17 protein-coding genes and 1 pseudogene are annotated in these 16,914 nt (G+C 68.8%); 11 read left to right on the top strand and 7 right to left on the bottom strand.

Going from position 1 to position 16,914, the window contains the following annotated elements:
• Nucleotides 1–14: 14 nt before the first annotated feature.
• The 5 genes from IRT45_RS30415 to IRT45_RS30395 all read right to left on the bottom strand — a co-directional run bounded on the left by IRT45_RS30415 (nucleotide 15) and on the right by IRT45_RS30395 (nucleotide 5,697).
• Complete coding sequence (locus IRT45_RS30415) at nucleotides 15–1,325, bottom strand: hypothetical protein (RefSeq protein ID WP_194809252.1); 1,311 nt, start codon at nucleotides 1,323–1,325, stop codon at nucleotides 15–17.
• 86 nt (nucleotides 1,326–1,411) lie between these two features.
• Entirely contained in the window at nucleotides 1,412–3,619 is a 2,208-nt protein-coding gene (locus IRT45_RS30410; RefSeq protein WP_309241223.1) for an AAA family ATPase, read from the bottom strand.
• A gap of 54 nt (nucleotides 3,620–3,673) precedes the next feature.
• The gene (locus tag IRT45_RS30405; RefSeq protein WP_051756550.1) at nucleotides 3,674–4,582 is read right to left on the bottom strand and encodes a phosphatidylcholine/phosphatidylserine synthase; all 909 of its coding nucleotides are present in this window, start codon (nucleotides 4,580–4,582) and stop codon (nucleotides 3,674–3,676) included.
• Complete coding sequence (locus IRT45_RS30400) at nucleotides 4,579–5,298, bottom strand: phosphatidylserine decarboxylase (RefSeq protein ID WP_194809250.1); 720 nt, start codon at nucleotides 5,296–5,298, stop codon at nucleotides 4,579–4,581. The genes IRT45_RS30405 and IRT45_RS30400 overlap by 4 nt, the downstream gene beginning before the upstream one ends.
• Before the next feature lie 126 nt (nucleotides 5,299–5,424).
• Nucleotides 5,425–5,697, bottom strand: a complete 273-nt coding sequence (locus IRT45_RS30395; protein ID WP_194809275.1) for a GlsB/YeaQ/YmgE family stress response membrane protein — start codon at nucleotides 5,695–5,697, stop codon at nucleotides 5,425–5,427.
• Between the two features lie 320 nt (nucleotides 5,698–6,017).
• Here IRT45_RS30395 and IRT45_RS30390 point away from each other — a divergent pair, with 320 nt between their 5' ends.
• A complete protein-coding gene (locus IRT45_RS30390; protein ID WP_194809249.1) occupies nucleotides 6,018–7,046 on the top strand; it encodes a beta-ketoacyl-ACP synthase III in 1,029 nt (342 codons plus the stop codon).
• 54 nt (nucleotides 7,047–7,100) lie between these two features.
• Here the strand turns inward: IRT45_RS30390 and IRT45_RS30385 are convergent, their stop codons facing one another.
• Entirely contained in the window at nucleotides 7,101–7,790 is a 690-nt protein-coding gene (locus IRT45_RS30385) for an SIMPL domain-containing protein (protein ID WP_194809248.1), read from the bottom strand.
• Nucleotides 7,791–7,840: 50 nt separating this feature from the next.
• Entirely contained in the window at nucleotides 7,841–8,290 is a 450-nt protein-coding gene (locus IRT45_RS30380) for an SRPBCC family protein (protein WP_194809247.1), read from the bottom strand.
• 247 nt (nucleotides 8,291–8,537) lie between these two features.
• On the opposite strand from IRT45_RS30380, the gene IRT45_RS30375 reads away from it, so the two are divergent.
• From IRT45_RS30375 to IRT45_RS37245, 10 genes and pseudogenes are all read left to right on the top strand, one after another.
• Nucleotides 8,538–8,735: a hypothetical protein gene (locus tag IRT45_RS30375; protein ID WP_194809246.1), complete on the top strand. Its 198-nt coding sequence runs from the start codon at nucleotides 8,538–8,540 to the stop codon at nucleotides 8,733–8,735.
• Nucleotides 8,736–8,799: 64 nt separating this feature from the next.
• Nucleotides 8,800–10,473 (top strand): FAD-dependent oxidoreductase, encoded by a 1,674-nt coding sequence (locus IRT45_RS30370; RefSeq protein ID WP_194809245.1) that lies wholly within the window; start codon nucleotides 8,800–8,802, stop codon nucleotides 10,471–10,473.
• Between the two features lie 9 nt (nucleotides 10,474–10,482).
• Entirely contained in the window at nucleotides 10,483–11,970 is a 1,488-nt protein-coding gene (locus tag IRT45_RS30365; RefSeq protein ID WP_194809244.1) for an ATP-binding protein, read from the top strand.
• Between the two features lie 145 nt (nucleotides 11,971–12,115).
• Nucleotides 12,116–12,544 (top strand): hypothetical protein, encoded by a 429-nt coding sequence (locus IRT45_RS30360; RefSeq protein WP_194809243.1) that lies wholly within the window; start codon nucleotides 12,116–12,118, stop codon nucleotides 12,542–12,544.
• A gap of 116 nt (nucleotides 12,545–12,660) precedes the next feature.
• A complete protein-coding gene (locus IRT45_RS30355) occupies nucleotides 12,661–12,927 on the top strand; it encodes a hypothetical protein (RefSeq protein WP_194809242.1) in 267 nt (88 codons plus the stop codon).
• 42 nt (nucleotides 12,928–12,969) lie between these two features.
• Entirely contained in the window at nucleotides 12,970–13,875 is a 906-nt protein-coding gene (locus IRT45_RS30350; protein ID WP_194809241.1) for an RNA polymerase sigma-70 factor, read from the top strand.
• Between the two features lie 93 nt (nucleotides 13,876–13,968).
• Complete coding sequence (locus IRT45_RS30345; protein ID WP_194809240.1) at nucleotides 13,969–15,063, top strand: NAD(P)/FAD-dependent oxidoreductase; 1,095 nt, start codon at nucleotides 13,969–13,971, stop codon at nucleotides 15,061–15,063.
• Nucleotides 15,064–15,117: 54 nt separating this feature from the next.
• Nucleotides 15,118–15,807, top strand: a pseudogene (locus IRT45_RS30340) (Clp protease N-terminal domain-containing protein); the annotation flags it as partial.
• 427 nt (nucleotides 15,808–16,234) lie between these two features.
• Entirely contained in the window at nucleotides 16,235–16,528 is a 294-nt protein-coding gene (locus IRT45_RS30335; RefSeq protein ID WP_030516558.1) for a hypothetical protein, read from the top strand.
• A gap of 274 nt (nucleotides 16,529–16,802) precedes the next feature.
• On the top strand, nucleotides 16,803–16,914 hold a 112-nt coding region (locus IRT45_RS37245; RefSeq protein WP_228535540.1), incomplete at its 3' end, for a hypothetical protein.

Raw genomic sequence — 16,914 nt, 5'->3', positions numbered from 1 at the left:
TCCAGAGACGATGGCTATATATCGGCTACCGAATCCGTGGTGGTCGGTTTGCGCCACGAGCGCAACGCCGTCAGGCCGGCCGCGCAGACGACGGTGATTCCCAGCGCGGTCCAATAGGGCGCCGCCGAACTCATCGCCGGGGCCGGGCACAGATACCACTGGCCGGGATCGGGGACGCACTGCGGCCGGTCGAGGTGATCGCGCAGAGCGGTGACCACCGACGGCACGAAGATGATCGCCACACCGAGCACGCGGGTCGGGTTGTATCGCGGTGCGGCACTGCCGAAGCTGTAGCCTGCCACCGCCGCCAGCAGCCCGCTCAGCACCGCGGCCTGCACGCCACCGTGGATCCGATGCCCGGAGACCAGCGCGCAGTACAGCGCCATCGCCGCCAACGTCGACATGGCGAGCATCGGCATCGGGCGCCGGAAACCCGCTACCAGCCCCAGTGCGATCAACACCACCAGGGGCGCCACCGACCACATCGGCAGCCGGCCCGGTATCAGCGCTCCGCCGACCGCAGACAATGCGACCGCCAGCAAGATCAAGACACCGTCGCGCCGCGGCAGCAGTACCGCCGCCACCACGGCCGCCGCCACGGTCAGTGTCGCGGCGAAGGCGATACCTCCGGCGCTGTCGGCATGCCGGGCAAGCCATTCCGCGCTGAACAGCCGGCCGATCACGAAGATCAGTCCCGCGATGATCGGCGCCATGGGCAATTCGACCGAGCGGCGCTCCACCGTGTCCTGCTTGCGATTGACGACCATGCCGACGATCACGAGGACGAGTGTGACCGCAATCAGCCACAGCGGCGGCAGCGTCGTCGTCGACCAGCCCGGCGCGCTCACCACCCCGCCCCGCACGGTGCCCGTCGAGGTCGAGCCGAGCTGGCCGAAGACCACCGCCGCGAGCGCGCCCAGGGTCCAGCCGAACACCTGGAACCAGCCGCGCAGCACCGCCACCGCGATACCGCCGAGCAGAATTCCGCCCGCGAGCGCTTCCAGATAATTCAATGTGGCCGGCGCGATGCTCTGATCGTCGGTTTCGGCCAGCAGGTGGGCGAGGAACATGGTCACCGCGCCGCACAGCGCCGTACCCCAGGCGACCAGGGCGTGGTTGACGGTGGTGGCGAAGACCGCGACGATCAGCGCCACGATGGCGCCGACGGCGATCGCTCGCGGCTGGCTGGCGGCGAGCATATCCAGTTGCAGCACCGAGGTCTGCGAGGCCCAGCGAAACCCGGTGGGCAGCATCAACGACAGCCCGGCGACCAAGGTGGCCAGGGCCGCCGTGATCATCTCCAGAACCGCGTGGTGCGTGCGCACCAGCCGAAAATACCTGCGAACCGGGTCGAACCGGGGCAGACCTGCCGGATCGGGCGCGCCGGTGAGCGGGCCAGGCGCGGGACGGATCAGGTGGTCGCGCGCCTGCCGGCGTACTGTCGCAGTGATTCGACCTGATCGGCGTCGAGCGAGGGTCGCACACTGCCGCGGGCCGTCGCCAGATCCTCCGCACCGATGGCGGCGGCATCCACATCGCGGCGCATGGCGGCCATCGCGGCCTCGCGCAGCAGCGCCGCGCAATCGGCCGCGGAATAGCCGTCCAGGTCGGCGGCCAATGCGGCCAGATCCACGTCGTCGCCCAGCGGTACCGAACGGCTCGCGGTGCGCAGGATGTCGGTGCGCGCGGCGGCGTCCGGCGGCGGGACGAAGACCAACCGCTCCAGCCGACCCGGCCGCAGCAGCGCGGGGTCGATCAACTCGGGCCGGTTGGTGGCGCCGACGACCACCACATCGCGCAGCGGTTCCACGCCGTCCAGTTCGGTGAGCAGGGCCGCGACCACGCGGTCGCCGACGCCGGAGTCGGTGCTCTGCCCGCGCCGCGGGGCGAGGGCGTCGATCTCGTCGAGGAAGATCAGCGACGGGGCGGAGTCGCGGGCCCGCTGGAACAGTTCGCGCACCGCGCGTTCGGAGGAGCCGACCCATTTGTCCATCAATTCGGCGCCCTTCACTGCATGCACGCTGAGCTGCCCGCTTCCGGCCAGCGCGCGCACCAGGAAGGTCTTACCGCAGCCGGGTGGTCCGTACAGCAGCACTCCGCGCGGTGGGTCGATACCCAGGCGCGCGAACGAATCCGGATGCCGCAGCGGCCACAGCACCGCCTCGGTGAGCGCCTGTTTGGTTTCGGTCATGTCGCCGACGTCGTCGAGGCTCAGGCTGCCGATCGCGAGTTCCTCCGTACCCGACCGTGAGAGCGGCCGGATCACCTCCAGTGCGCCGACCAGATCCGCCTGGGTCAGCTTGGGGTCGGTGTGATCGTGGCTGGCGCGCGAGGCCGCCCGCAGCGCCGCCTCCCGGCACAGCGCCGCGAGGTCGGAGACGACGAAACCCGGTGTGCGAGAGGCGATCACGTCGAGATCGAGATCTTCGGTGGGTACCTTGCGCAGCAGTTGCTGGAGCAGTTCGGCGCGGACCGCCGCGGTCGGCAGTGTCAGCGCCACCTCACGGTCGCAGAGATCCGGTGCGCGCAGCCGGCTGTCGACCGCGGCGGGCCGAGAGGTGGTGGCCAGGAAGGCCACGCCGGCGGTGGCCACCGCGGCGCGCAGTTGATCGAGAATGAGCGTCGCCACCGGCTCCGGCTGCTCCGGAAGCAGTGCGTCGATATCGGTGATCAGCAGGACTCCGCCTGCGCCGGAACATATTTCCGACACCGCGATCCCGACCTCGCGCAACCGGGTGCCGCTCTCGGACGCGCCGACCGTGGGCCCGTCCAGTTCCACGATGCGCCGCGGTGTCGACACCGCGCGGGCCAGTGTCGCCTTACCGGCGCCCGCGGGCCCGGTGATGAGCACGCCGAGATGCGGCGGGGCGCCGAGGGTACGCAGGAGTTCCGGTTCGTCGAGCGCCAGGCTCAGCCATTCCGACAGTTTCGCCGCCGGTGCGCGCACCCCCGCCAGATCCGCCACCGGGACGGCCGACGGACGCTCCCGCACCAGCATCCGGCTGCCGGGACGATTCGGCGCCAGCGCTCCCCGGGGATCGTGCGAGGCATCCGCCGCCGGCGCCGCCGCGCCCCACACCACCGCGCTGTTGGGCTGCACACTGACCGGGCCACCGGTGGGATCGGTGGTGGTCACGGTCAGCAGTTCGGAGGTCCACGCGATCGCGAAGGTGCGCGAAAGCGCTTGTGTCGCAGCGGCGGAACTGGTTCCCGGCCCCAGATCGCGGGGCAGCAGCGATACCGCGTCACCCACGGTGACGACCTTGCCGAGCAGCGCCTGCCGCAGCGTCGATTCCGCGATCGCGCCCATCGCCGCGGCCGAGCCGGTCACCGAGATGTGGCGGGCCCCGTACACCGTCACGGGGGCCACGACGACCGCGCTGTCCTCGCGCACTCCGGCGTTGGACAGCGTCACATCGTCGAGCAGCGCGACTCCGGCGGGCGTATCGTCGGGAGCCCGGCCGACCACCGCGGCCGTGCGCCGGGAACCGATCACGCTGATCCCGTCCCACTCCCGCAATCCGAGCGCCGCGAGCGCTTCGGAATGCAGGCGGACCACGCCCCGGCGGGCATCGGCGGCCGAGCGGTTGAGTCGGGCGGTCAGCGACAATTCAGGCACGTCTGCCATTCTGCCCGCGGCCCGGCGACCGCCGTAGGGATCGAGCTCGACGGATCAGCGCCCGCCCGGCCGGCGCAGCCGCAACCGCGCCGACGATTCGCGAATGCCCGGTGGCCGGCGCAGCCGCAACCGGGCGCCTTCACCGATCGGCGGTATCCGCCGGGCCGCACGCCGCTGCGCGCGGCGTTCGGCCGGTTTGTGGTGCCACGTTTCCGGCCGGGCCGCCACCCAACGCTGCGAGCGCCACGCGAACGGGATGTGCACGAGGTACAGCCCGATCAGCACCATCAGCAGGATCAGCGGATAGGTGACCAGGGCGGCCGCGGCCAGCGCGACGAGCACCAGCAGCAGTGCCGCCGCCTGCGGCGCCACCGACACCGACTTCATCGCCAGCGTGGGGATCGTGCTGACGGCGAGCAGCGCCGCGAACACGGTCCACGCCGCCACCACCGGGAAGTTGTTCCACCATCCCTCACCGAATTGGCTGTGCAGCGCGATCGGCAGCAGCGCGATCAACGCCGCCGCCGGCGCGGGGACGCCGGTGAAGTATTCGCGCTCCCAGTCGGGCCGGGTGTCGTCGTCCATGATCGTGTTGAACCTGGCCAGGCGCAGCACGATGCTCACCGCGTAGATCAGCGCGATGATCCAGCCCGCACTGTCCTGACGCAGGAAGGTCACATACAGCACCAGGGCCGGGGCGACGCCGAAGGAGATGGCGTCGGCCAGCGAATCCAGTTCGGCGCCGATCTTGGTGGTGGCCGACAGCATCCGGGCCAGCCGGCCGTCGAGGGTGTCGAGGACGGCGGCCGCGCCGATCATCGCCAGGGCGATGTCGAGCGAGCCGTCGAGTGCGAATTTCACCGCCGACAGTCCGGCACACAGCGCCAGGATCGTCACGATGCTCGGCAGCAGGCGGATCGTGCGGCGGCGGCGACCCGGTTCGGTCACGGTGTTCTCGATCATGGCAGCAGTTCGGCCAGCACCGTTTCCGCGCCGATCGTGCGCTGCCCGGGCTCGACCAGCAGCCGGGTGCCGGCCGGGAAATAGGTGTCGACCCGCGAGCCGAACCGGATCAGACCGTAGGTTTCGCCGATGCTCAACGCGTCGCCGACCTTCGCGTCGCAGACGATGCGGCGGGCCAGCAGTCCGGCGATCTGCACCACCGTCACCAGCTGACCGGAGGCGGTCTCGAGCACCATGCTGTTGCGCTCGTTCACCGAACTGGCCTCCGGCAGATCCGCCGAGCGGAACTGGCCGCGCTGGTAGGCGATGGTGCGCACGGTGCCCGAAACCGGGGTGCGCTGCACGTGCACGTCGAGTACCGACAGGAAGATGCTCACCCGGGGCAGCGCAGCGTCGCCGAGGTTCAGTTCGGCGGGCGGCACCGCGGTGTCGACGAGCGCGATCTCACCGTCGGCCGGGGCGACGACGATATTCGCCCGATTCGGCGGCACCCGGTGCGGATGCCGGAAGAAGGCCGCCGAGGCCGCGGCCGCGGTGAGTCCGGTGCGGCGCAGCCAGCGCCGGCGCCGCCCGCCGAGGACCGCCACCGCCAGCGGCGCGGCCACGAAGGGCAGGCCGGCGGGATGCAGCGGCGGAATCGCTGCTTTGACCAGGTCGGCGACATGACCGAGTCCGGTACGTTCGGGCGTACCGGGCGGGGTGGGGCGGCGGGCCACGGACTCCTCTTTCGTGCGCGGATGACATTCGGTCCGCAGAGCTTCCGCCGACCGCGCTCACACCTTACGGGACACCGCATCACCGTGGCGTGGCCCCGATTGGACGCACCCCCCGCCGCGGGCGGCTCAGTGGGCGGCTTTACGCCCCGTGGCCAGTCGCACCAGCCACAGCAGGATCACCGCTCCGCCCAGGCAGGTGAGGAAGCTGAAGAAGAATCCGCCGCTGTGCACGTCGACGCCGAACAGCCGCAGGATGAATCCGCCGATCAGGCCGCCGACCACGCCCACCACGATATTGAGCAGGATGCCCTGCTGGGCGTCGGTGCCCATGATCTTGCTGGCGATCCAGCCCGCCAGGCCACCGATGATGATCCAGCCGATGATTCCGAGACCGAGCATCATGTCCTCCAGGGAAACTCGTCGGAAATTGCTGTCTCCGCCTCGCCACGGTTCGGTATCGGAACCAGTCTGCGAGCCGGTTCTCCACGAATCGATTGTGACAATACCCACCCTGGGGATTAGCATTCCTACTAATATGAGGGGGCCTCATGTCTACGCGTTCGTAAAGCATGGACTCGTCGGTGACACCGTCGGTTCACGAACCACGAGCGCGTCGGCCCCCGGGGCCCGATGAAGGAATGTTCGATACGCGGGTGGCGCCCGGACCGGAACCGTCTTCCGGTTCTCCGGCCCGCCGGCAGGTACATAGGAGATGCGCGATGGCTGCTCGACTCGCCCAAGTCACCGGGGTGGAGCACACGGCGATGCTCGGGCTCGGTGTGTACCGCCCCGCCCGGGTCGTGACCAATGACGAGGTCGCCGGACCGATCGATTCCACCGACGAATGGATTCGCACCCGCTCGGGCATCCGGACCCGGCGGTTCGCCTCCGAATCCGAAACCATCATCGCCATGAGCGCCGCTGCGGCGCGCGATGCCATCGCGGCGGCGGGGATCACCGCCGAGCAGGTCGACTGCGTCATCGTCGCGACCTCGACGTGGCTGCTGCTCACCCCGGCGGCCGCTCCGCAGATCGCCACCGAGCTCGGAATGAACAATCCGGCCGCATTCGACATCTCCGCCGGGTGCGCGGGCTTCTGTCATGCGCTGGGCGTGGCCTCGGATCTGGTGAAGGGCGGCACCGCGGGCCATGTGCTGGTGATCGGCGTCGAGCGGCTCACGGACACGTTCAACCCGGCCGACCGCGGCACCGCCTTCCTGTTCGCCGACGGCGCCGGCGCGGTGATCGTGGGACCGTCCGACGAGCCCGGCATCGGCCCGACCGTGTGGGGTTCCGACGGCGAACAGCATCACGCCATCCGCCAGGACAAGGACTGGATGGAGTTCTTCCGGGAGATCGACGAGAAGGGCACCGACGCGGTCCGCCCGTATCTGGCGATGGAGGGCACCGCGGTCTTCCGCTGGGCCGCCCATTCGCTGAAGAAGGTCTGCCTGGACGCGATCGAGCGCGCGGGCCTGACCCCCGGCGATATCGATGCGATGGTGCCGCACCAGGCCAACGGCCGCATCATCGAGATCATGGCGCGTGAGCTGAAGCTGTCGGCCAATTGCGCGCTGGCCAACGACATCGAGGAGACCGGCAACACCTCGGCCGCCTCGGTCCCGCTGGCCATGGAGGCGATGCTGCGTTCGGGTGAGAGCAAACCCGGTGCGGCGGCGCTGCTGGTCGCCTTCGGCGCGGGCCTGTCCTACGCCGCGCAGGTGGCGAAACTGCCCAACTGGAAGTAGCCGGTCGATGCGCTCGGGCCGGATCCCGCACCGGCCCGGCGCTCCGCGGATGTGTCAGCCCATGGTCCACGTGACCGTCACCGTGAAGGTGACCGTCTGCTGACCGGGCTCCAAAGGGACGTCGGGCGCGGCGAATTGGGCCTTGGCCTGCGGTGGCGTCGATTCGCCGCTGCTGGTCTCGTTGATGGTCTTGACGTCCTTCAACTGCAGTCCGGACAGCACGGCGTACTGATTCGCGCGCGCCTTGGCGTCGGCGAAGGCGCCGGCTCGCGCGTCGGCGAGCAGTTTCGAATTGTCGTCGAGCGCGAACGAGACGCCGCGGATGCGGGTGTCGTTACCGCCGGCCTGCACCGCCGACGACAAAACGGCCGAGGCCTTGGGCAGATCGCGGACCACGACGTGCACGGTGTTGGTCGCGGTGTAGCCGGTGACGTTGTGGTCGGGACCGTACTGCGGCTGCACCGACACATCGGTCGTGCGGATGTCCTCGCGTTTCGCGCCCGCGTTCACCATCGCGTCGGTGATCGCCTTCGCCTTGCCGTTCGCGTTCGCGATGGCGGTGGACACATCGGGCGCGGTGACTTCGACACCCACGTCGGCGTTCAGGGTGTCCGGCGCTCCGCGCACCTGCCCGGTGCCGACCACCGTCACCTCGCGCGAGGTCCCCGAATCCGAACTGCCACAACCACTCAGCAGCACGGTGGTCCCCGCGAGCACCGCCATTACGCTCGCAACCCGTCGCATACCGGGCAAACTACGCGGCCGAACCCGGCCCCGCTCGCGGGCGCGCCGAATCAGCGCTCGGCCGCGACCTTGATCTTGCCGAGGGTTTCGTTCATCCCCGCGACCAGATCGGCCTCGAACTGCTGCTCGCCGCCGAGAAGTGCGTCGATCATCACCCGAACCGGTTTGCGCACCCCGTTCGGAACGTCGCGGCGCTCGGTCACCCGGGTGCCCGCCGCGGTGGGTTCGAGGGTGTAGCTCCACACGGTGGCGTTCTCGTTCATCCGGAAGGCGAAGGCCTGATTGGGCTCGTAGCGCACGATGCGCGAGGTGGTCGGGTAGTACTTGCGGCCGACCTTGTTGAGGTTCACCGTCCACGTGCCGGCGCGGGGCGTGCCCAGCGGAATCATCTTCAGCGTGGTGGGGCTGAATTCCGGCATCCGTCCGAGATCGGAGACGACCGCCCAGACCTTGTCCGGGGCGGCGGAGATGTCGATGGTGGCTTCCAGGGTGTTCGGCAACGCTGCCTCCGGGATCGTGACGGGCGTGGTTATGACGGTCGGTAACGGCAATCCTAGACGTGGCAGCCGGACCCGCGACCCTGTGAGGGAGGCCACTTTTCCGTTGAAGATCAACTAGGTCACATTCTGATGTGATCCGTTTCGCCGGCCGTAATGGGCGACGCACAATGGCGGATAGACGACTACGGCAGGCAACGAAGCAACAGACCGGAGCGCACGCTTCTACGTCCCTGTGAGGTGATCGGCCGTGAATATTCGAACCATCCTCCATCGTCGGCAGGCGGAATCGGTTCCGTTACTTCCCGATTCGGATTCCGGGCCGCTGGCGGCGGCCTTCCGCAACCACGGCCGGCGATCGCGCCGCAACCTGGCCGAGCGGGAGGAAAGGCTCGAACGTTTACTGACGCCGAGCGAACTCGACCTCGTCGAACACCGCTTGGTGTGATCGCTGTGGTGCCCGTAGCGAACATTCTGGGCAACGCGCCCGCCGGGCGCTCATACTTTTCGATGTGACTTCACCAGCTGCCGTCAAACCGGTAATTCTCAGTGTCGACGACGACCCCGGCGTCTCCCGGGCCGTGGTGCGCGACCTGCGGCGGCGCTACGGAGCCGACTATCGCATCATGCGCGCGGAATCCGGTGCCGCGGCACTGGACGTGCTGCGCGAACTGAAATTGCGCGGCCAGCCGGTCGCGGTGCTGATCGCCGATTATCGAATGCCGGGTATGGACGGCATTCAATTCCTGGAGCACGCGATCGACCTGCACCCCTATGCGCGGCGGGTGCTGCTGACCGCCTATGCCGACACCAATGCCGCCATCGACGCCATCAATGTGGTCGACCTCGACCACTATCTGCTCAAACCGTGGGATCCGCCGGAGGAGAAGTTGTATCCGGTGGTCGACGCGCTGCTGGAATCGTGGCGTGGCGACGACCGCCGTCCGGTGCACGAGACGAAGGTGATCGGTCACCGCTGGTCGGCTCGCAGTTCCGAGGTGCGCGAATTCCTGGCCCGCAATCAGCTGCCGTATCGCTGGTATCTCGCCGACGATCCGGAGGGCCTACGTCTGCTCGAGGCCGCCGGCGCCGACGCCGAACAGTGCCCCGTGGTGATCGATCCGAGCGGCAACGTGCTGCTGTCGCCCTCCGACAGCGAACTGGCCGATTGCGTGGGGCTGAATACCGATCCGAGTGGTGAGTTCTACGACCTCATCGTGGTGGGTGGCGGTCCGGCCGGACTCGGCGCGGCCGTATACGGCGCGTCCGAGGGGCTGCGCACGGTGCTGGTGGAGCGCACCGCCACCGGCGGGCAGGCCGGGCAGAGTTCCCGGATCGAGAATTATCTCGGCTTCCCCGACGGGCTTTCGGGTGCCCAGCTGGCCGATCGGGCGCGGCGCCAGGCGGTGAAATTCGGCGCCGAACTGATCACTGCGCGCGAGGTGGTCGGACTGGAGGCGTGCGGTTCCGCCCGGCGGGTGCTGTTCTCCGACGGCTCCTGCGTCAGCGCCCACGCCGTGCTGATCGCCACCGGCGTCAACTACCGGCACCATCCCGCGCCCGGGGTGGACGATTTCACCGGCCGCGGCGTCTACTACGGCTCGGCGATGACCGAGGCGGCCGATTGCGCCGATCGCGAGGTCTACATCGTCGGCGGGGCGAATTCGGCCGGGCAGGCGGCGGTCTTCCTGTCCCGGCACGCCTGCACGGTGCACATCCTGGTACGCGGCAGTTCGCTCGACCAATCGATGTCGCACTATCTGATCCGGCAGATCGAGGCCGTGCCGAATATCAAGGTGCGCACCAACACCGAGGTCGTGGCCGCCGACGGCAGCGATCATCTGGAACGAATCGTGTTGCGCAACAACGCGACCGGCGCGGAAGACAAGGTCGACGCCGAACGGCTGTTCCTGTTCATCGGCGCGGCGCCCGAAACGGACTGGCTGGACGGGCATCTCATCCGCGACGAATCCGGCTACGTGCTGGCCGGACCCGATCTGATGGTCGACGGTACGCGGCCGCCGGGCTGGGAACTGCCCCGCCCACCCCATCATCTCGAAACCAGCATCCCGGGCGTTTTCGTCGCCGGTGATGTGCGTTCGGAGTCGGCGAAGCGGGTCGCGTCCGCGGTCGGCGAGGGCGCGATGGCGGTCATGCTGGTCCACCGATACCTCGCGAAGCAGTAGGAGGCGCACGTGAGCGACGACAACCGCACGGTCACCGGCTCCCGGACCCTGTGTGATCCGGCGGAACTGCGCACCCTGTTCCTCTTCGAGAAGCTCGACGACGAACAGCTGGCCTGGCTCTGCCGGGAGGGCCGGGTCGAACACTTCGAACCGGGTCCGGTCTACCGCGAGGGTGAGCTCGCGACCTGCTTCTACGTCCTGATGGACGGTGAGGTGGTGCTCTCGAAGCTGTCCGCGGGCGAGAATCTCGAACTCGTTCGCACCGATCATCGCGGCTCGTATGCCGGCGCGTGGACGGCGTATATGGGCGAGCGGGCCGACCAGAACTACACGGGTTCGCTCACGGTGACGAAACCGTCGAAGTTCTTCGTCCTGGACGCGGAGACCTTCGCCCGGATGATGCAGGAATGGTTCCCGATGGCCCTGCATCTGCTGGAGGGCGCGTTCTTCGGCAACCGCAACACCAACGAGATCATCGGCCGGCGGGAACGATTGCTGGCCTTGGGTTCGCTGTCGGCCGGGCTCACCCACGAGTTGAACAATCCCGCGGCGGCCGCGGTGCGGGCCACCTCCTCGCTGCGGGATCGGGTCGCCGGTATGCGGCACAAGCTGAAGATGATGGCGCACGGCAAGTTCGACTCCGCCGCGCTCGAGGCGCTGGTGCAGCTCCAGGAGGAGGCGGCCACCCAGGTGGCCAAGGCGCCGACCCTGACCGCGATGGAGGCGGCCGACCGCGAGGACGAACTCGGCGACTGGCTCGCCGATCACAACATCGCCAACGGATGGGATCTGGCACCGAATTTCGTCCAGGCCGGCTTCGACATCGATTGGCTGGAGAAGGTCGCGGGCACTCTCGAACACTGCGACGACGGAGTGTTCGAAGGTGCGATCCGGTGGTTGAACTACACCGTCGAAACCGAACTGCTGATGAACGAGATCACCGATTCGACCGGGCGCATCTCCTCGCTCGTCCATGCGGCCAAGCAGTATTCACAGATGGATCGGGCGCCGTTCCAGGTGGTCGACATCCACGAACTGCTCGACAGCACGCTGGTGATGCTGGCCCGCAAGATCGGCGACGACATCGCCGTGGTCAAGGAGTACGACCGGGCACTGCCCGAAGTTCCTTGCTACGCAGCGGAATTGAACCAGGTGTGGACCAACCTCATCGACAACGCGGTGGCGGCGATGAACGGATCCGGCACGCTCACGGTACGGACCTATCGCGAAAACGACTGTGCCGCAGTGGAGATCGCCGATACCGGACCGGGCGTGCCGGAAGAGTTGCGGGATCGGATCTTCGAGCCCTTCTTCACCACGAAACCCGTCGGTGAGGGCACCGGACTCGGCCTCGACATCTCGTTCCGCATCGTGGTGAACAAGCACGGCGGCGACATCCGGGTCGAGTCCACGCCGGGCGACACCCGATTCGTCGTCCGGTTGCCGCTGGAGGCGGCCTCCGGACGTGGTTCGGACCCCGCTGCCACCGAATCGTAAGGGCCGCAATTCGATCCGAACCCCGCGGTAAGGCCGGGGTTTTCAATCGCCGATGTGGCCGGTACGCTGCGAGCCGCGCCGGAGGCATCCGGCGCGCGCCGGAGGAGATTCGGCGTTGCCGGACCACTCGGGGGTTACGCACGAGATGAAACGACTGACCGTGACGGCCGTCGCCCTGGGCGCGCTGACCGTCGCCCTCACCGGCTGCGGCGACGACCATTCGTCCGCCGATGCCAACGGCCTGCGCAGAAACGGTTCGGCCGTCGCGACCTCGGCCCCCGCTCCCGCGTCGTCGACGACCCCCGCACCGGCGCCGCCGGCCGAGACGCCCGGCACCACCGCGCATCCGGAGCATTCCGGCCTGGGCCCGGCCTCGGCGACCACCTGCGACGAGTTCCGCAAACTCGATATCGAGGGTGAGAAGTCCCTGATGGACCGCATTATCGCGGAGAACCCCGGCTCGAAGTTCGACGGCAGCCCGAATGTGGCGCTGGGGACCGCGAAGCTGGTGTGCCTGTCCAAGAGTGAGGCCGACAAGCCGGTCGCGGTCGCCATCGGAATGGTCACGGAATAACAACCGCGCCCGGCGTGTGCTGGGCTTTTAGGTATCCATACGAGATCGGCAAGTGCTGTGCCGCAGCGTGTTCGCATGCGCCGCGGCAGATGCGGCGCTCGAGCCGGGGAGATCTCGTGAAGAAATTCGTCGTCGCCGCGTTGTCGTCGGCCGCCCTCGCCGTCACCCTGACGGCCTGCGCCCACGACCAGGAGAAGACCTGCTGTGCCGCGCCCGCGAGTTCGGTCACCGCGACTCCGGCGCCCTCCGACGACGGCTCGGGCCTGCGCCGCAATACGTCGCCGAGTCCGGCCCCGCCGCCGGCCGGCGAGTCGCCGCGGCCGCACATCACCCTGCCGCACATCACCTGGCCGAAACGCGACCCGGGTGCCGGCGGCGAGTAACCTCGCCCTCGACTACCGGGCCTGCACTGGAGGGCGCAGCGGATGGACGATACGGGTCTGGCCGAATTCCAACGCCATCGTTCCCGCCTGTTCGCGCTCGCCTATCGCATGCTCGGCTCGGCGAGCGAGGCCGAGGACGCCGTCCAGGAGACCTATCTGCGCTGGGAGGCCACCGAGCGCGCCGAGATCCGGTCCGCCGAGGCCTGGCTGACCACGGTCGTGGTGAATCTGTGCCGGAGCGGGCTGGAGTCGGCGCGCACACGTCGCGAAACCTATGTGGGCCCGTGGTTGCCGGAGCCGGTGCCGACCGGCGGGGGCGAACTCGGTCCGATGGAATCCGCGGAGCAGCGCGAACTGGTCTCGCTGGCGGTGTTGACGCTGCTGGAACGGTTGTCGCCCGCCGAACGCGCCGTTTTCGTCCTGCGCGAGGCGTTCGGTTACTCCCACCGGGAGATCGCCGACATGCTCGAGCTGTCCGAGGCGAATTCGCAGCAGCTCTATCGCCGCGCCCGCCTGCACGTCCGCAGCGAAAACACCCGGTTCGACGCCGAACCCGCCCGTGCCCGGGAACTGTTCCAGCGCTTCCTCGTGGCCGCCCGGGCAGGCGATATCACCGCCCTGGAACAGATGTTCACCGCCGATATCGTGTCGGTCGCCGATGGTGGCGGCAAGATGAGCGCGGCTCGCCGGCCCGTCGTCGGGGCGGGCCGGGTGGCGCGCTATCTGGCCGGACTGTTCCACCGCGAGGTCGAGGATCTGGAACTGAGCATCGAGGAGGTCAACGGCGCACCGGCGGCCGTGGCCCGGGTCCACGGCGAACTGCTGTTGATCGGCGCGGCCGACGTGGCCGACGAGCGTATCTCGGCGATCCGGATCCTGGTCAATCCCGACAAACTCGCGTACTTCGGTCGCTTCCCCGCGCCGGCGGAGGCAGAACGTCTGGGGTGACACGTCTGGGGTGACGCGGAACACAGCCGATCGTTGTCAGGGATCGGCGGGCTGTCCGGTCTGAAGTGTGTCGGCCTCGAGAAGGAGTCACCCATGAGCGCACATCACACCGCATCCCATCGAATCCTCGTGCTGGGTGCCGGCTATGCCGGCCTGGCCGCGGCGGGCAGACTCTGCAAGTCCCGCGGCGCGCAGATCACAGTCGTCGACAGCCGTGCGGAAATGGTCGAGCGGGTGCGGCTGCATCAGCTCGCCGCCGGGCAGACGATCGGGCGCCGGGATCTGCGAACCCTGCTGGAACGCAGGGGCGCCCAGTTCGTCCGCGGCTGGGTCACGGCGATAGATACTGCGGCACAGGAGGTTTCGCTGTCCGACGGTTCGGTGCTGGGTTACGACACGCTGGTGTACACGCTCGGCAGCGCCGCGGATGTCGACAGCGTCGCCGGCGTACGGGATTACGCCCATCCGGTGGCGACCCTGGAGGACATCGCCGCGCTGCCGCCGCTGCGTGGCCGCGTCGCGGTGGTCGGCGGCGGGGCGACCGGTATCGAGACCGCGGCCGAACTCGCCGAATCGCATCCGGAATTGCCGGTGGCGCTGGTGAGTTCGGAACAGCCGGGCTTCTGGCTCTCCGATCGCGCGCAGCGGCATATCGCCGCCACTCTGGAGCGGCTCGGCGTCGAGGTGCACGCGGGCGCCAAGGTGGTCGAGGTGGCGGCGGACGGCGTGCGGCTCGCCGGTGGCGGGCGCATCGATGCCGAAACTATCTTGTGGACAACGGGTTTCACCACGAGCGATCTCGCCGCCCGCGCCGGCCTGGCCGTCGATGCTCGCGGCCGGGTCCTGGTGGATACCACGCTGCGCACGTCCGATCCGCGGGTGTACGCCGCCGGCGATTGCGCCGCGATCGCCGGACCGGGCGGCCGCGAACTGCGGATGGCCTGTGCGACGGCGCTGCCGACCGGATCCCATGCCGCGCGGTCGGCGCTGGCCCGGATGCGCGGTGCGGAACCGGACGACCTGCGTTTCCGCTACGTCCTGCAATGCATCAGCCTCGGGCGTCGCGACGGGGTGGTGCAGTTCGTCCGCGCCGACGACGCCCCGACCCCGCGCGCCCTGACCGGCCGCCCGGCCGCGGTGGTGAAGGAGATGATCGTGCGCGGCGCGGCGATGCAGGCGCGGCCGTGACCTGCCGTCAACTTATGATTGACTAAGATGCGTCAGTCAACCTAGAGTTGACGAATGACCGAACGCATCCGCCTCGACGATCTGATCGAGGGCATCAAACTCGCCCGGCCCGACGACGTCCTGGAACAGCTCTCCGACGCCGTGGTGGTCGCCGGGCATATGAGCGAGGTGGCCGATCACCTGATCGGCCACTTCGTCGACCAGGCCCGCCGGTCGGGCGCCTCCTGGACCGATATCGGCCAGAGCATGGGCGTCTCGAAACAGGCCGCGCAGAAGCGTTTCGTGCCGAAACCGGGTGATCCCGCGATGGATCCGAATGCCGGATTCGCACGCTTCACTCCCCGCGCGCGCAATGTCGTGATGGCGTCCATGGAGGAGGCCCGGCGCGCGGGCAATCCGGAGATCCAGCCCGAACATCTGGTGCTCGGACTGCTCAGCGAGCCGGGCGCCCTGGCGGCACATGCCATCGTCGCGAAGGGGGTGTCGCTGGACGCGGTGCGCCGGGTCGCGACGGCGGCGCTCCCGGCGGCGGTGGACGAGGTCCCCGCCCTCATCCCGTACACCGCGAGTGCCCGCAAGACGCTGGAGTTGACCTTCCGGGAAGCGCTTCGGCTCGGCCACAACTACATCGGCACCGAACATCTGCTGCTCGCGCTGCTCGAGCAGGAGGACGGAAGCGGTGTGCTGTCGGGGCTGGGCTTGACCAAAGCGGATATCGAACGCGATCTCGTCGCCCAGCTCGCCCAGTTCATGCCACCGAATCCGGTGGACCCGCCGCAGCCGCCGGCCGCACCGACGCCGCCCACTCCGCCCACTCCGCCCAGCCCGCCCGCTCCGCCCAGCCCGCTCGCTCCGCCCAGCCCGCCTAATCCGCCCAGCCCGCCCGCTCCGCCCAGCCCGCCCGCTCCGCCCAGCCCGCCCGCTCCGCCGCAGCCGCCGGCCGCGCCGATTGCCTGATCGGTGCTCGTCGGCATCCGGATTCGAGACGCCGGCGCGGTGCCGGAAACGGGTTCGACACGACGCGTCGCGTCGGACCGGTTCGCCGGTTTCGCCGATCCGCCCAGGCCGGGCCCCGGTTCCGGGGCGGTCGCGGTGGACATGATCGCTCGCCGATACAGCTGTGTAGTTGTGGGGCTGATGAGGTGATCGGTGGTCCGGATACGATATTGCTATGGCGGATGGATCGGATTCCGACCTGATCGCGGGGGAACTACGCGCAGACCTGCTGCGCGCGCTGTCCTATGTCGAAACCGAGGACGGCCCGGACGGCAGCTACATCGTCAACGGCGATCTGCCGCCCGAGGTGGCGCCCCCGTTCATCCGGGCGATCATGCGAATCGAGGCGGAACTGCTGCTTCACGACGCCGAGCAGGTGACCGTGGAACGCGGCGAGCCGCGCAGTCCGGAGGAGCGACGCACCGACGCCTTCGTCGCCCTGGCGTTGAGAGTCACCGACGATACGTGAGCGCGCCGACCCGGATACCGCGCCGTCCAGCCGGTATCGCCGATTGCGAACGATGCGGCCGTCGGATCCGTAACCTTGCACTCGATACCTTTGAGTGCTAAAAAGGGTCCTGGCACTCTCGACCAGTGAGTGCTAGGTCGGGCAGGTGAGACCGGGTTCCCAGACACCCTCGGTCGTCCGTCGCGGGCACCGTACCTGGCCAGCGTAATGGGGCGATCCAACCTGCGGTCGCTCTGTGTGTCAGCCCCATATACATGTGGAGGATCTCAACGCAATGGCCAAGACAATTGCGTACGACGAAGAGGCCCGTCGCGGTCTCGAGCGGGGCCTGAACAGCCTCGCCGACGCGGTCAAGGTGACGCTGGGCCCCAAGGGTCGCAACGTTG

The sequence above is a fragment of the Nocardia sp. BSTN01 genome (assembly GCF_015354405.1).
In the GTDB taxonomy this organism is placed as follows: domain Bacteria; phylum Actinomycetota; class Actinomycetes; order Mycobacteriales; family Mycobacteriaceae; genus Nocardia.
The sequence above is the reverse complement of the archived record's forward strand: the minus strand, read 5'-3'. Positions and strand labels throughout refer to the sequence as shown.

What these genes read in the sequence shown, in the direction of transcription:
- IRT45_RS30335 (WP_030516558.1), top strand. Translation starts at nt 16,235, where the DNA reads ATGGCGGATGGATCGGATTCCGACCTGATCGCGGGGGAACTACGCGCA.
- IRT45_RS30350 (WP_194809241.1), top strand. Translation starts at nt 12,970, where the DNA reads ATGGACGATACGGGTCTGGCCGAATTCCAACGCCATCGTTCCCGCCTG.
- IRT45_RS30345 (WP_194809240.1), top strand. Translation starts at nt 13,969, where the DNA reads ATGAGCGCACATCACACCGCATCCCATCGAATCCTCGTGCTGGGTGCC.
- IRT45_RS30395 (WP_194809275.1), bottom strand. Translation starts at nt 5,697, where the DNA reads ATGCTCGGTCTCGGAATCATCGGCTGGATCATCATCGGTGGCCTGGCG.
- IRT45_RS30360 (WP_194809243.1), top strand. Translation starts at nt 12,116, where the DNA reads ATGAAACGACTGACCGTGACGGCCGTCGCCCTGGGCGCGCTGACCGTC.
- IRT45_RS30405 (WP_051756550.1), bottom strand. Translation starts at nt 4,582, where the DNA reads ATGATCGAGAACACCGTGACCGAACCGGGTCGCCGCCGCCGCACGATC.
- IRT45_RS30385 (WP_194809248.1), bottom strand. Translation starts at nt 7,790, where the DNA reads ATGCGACGGGTTGCGAGCGTAATGGCGGTGCTCGCGGGGACCACCGTG.
- IRT45_RS30390 (WP_194809249.1), top strand. Translation starts at nt 6,018, where the DNA reads ATGGCTGCTCGACTCGCCCAAGTCACCGGGGTGGAGCACACGGCGATG.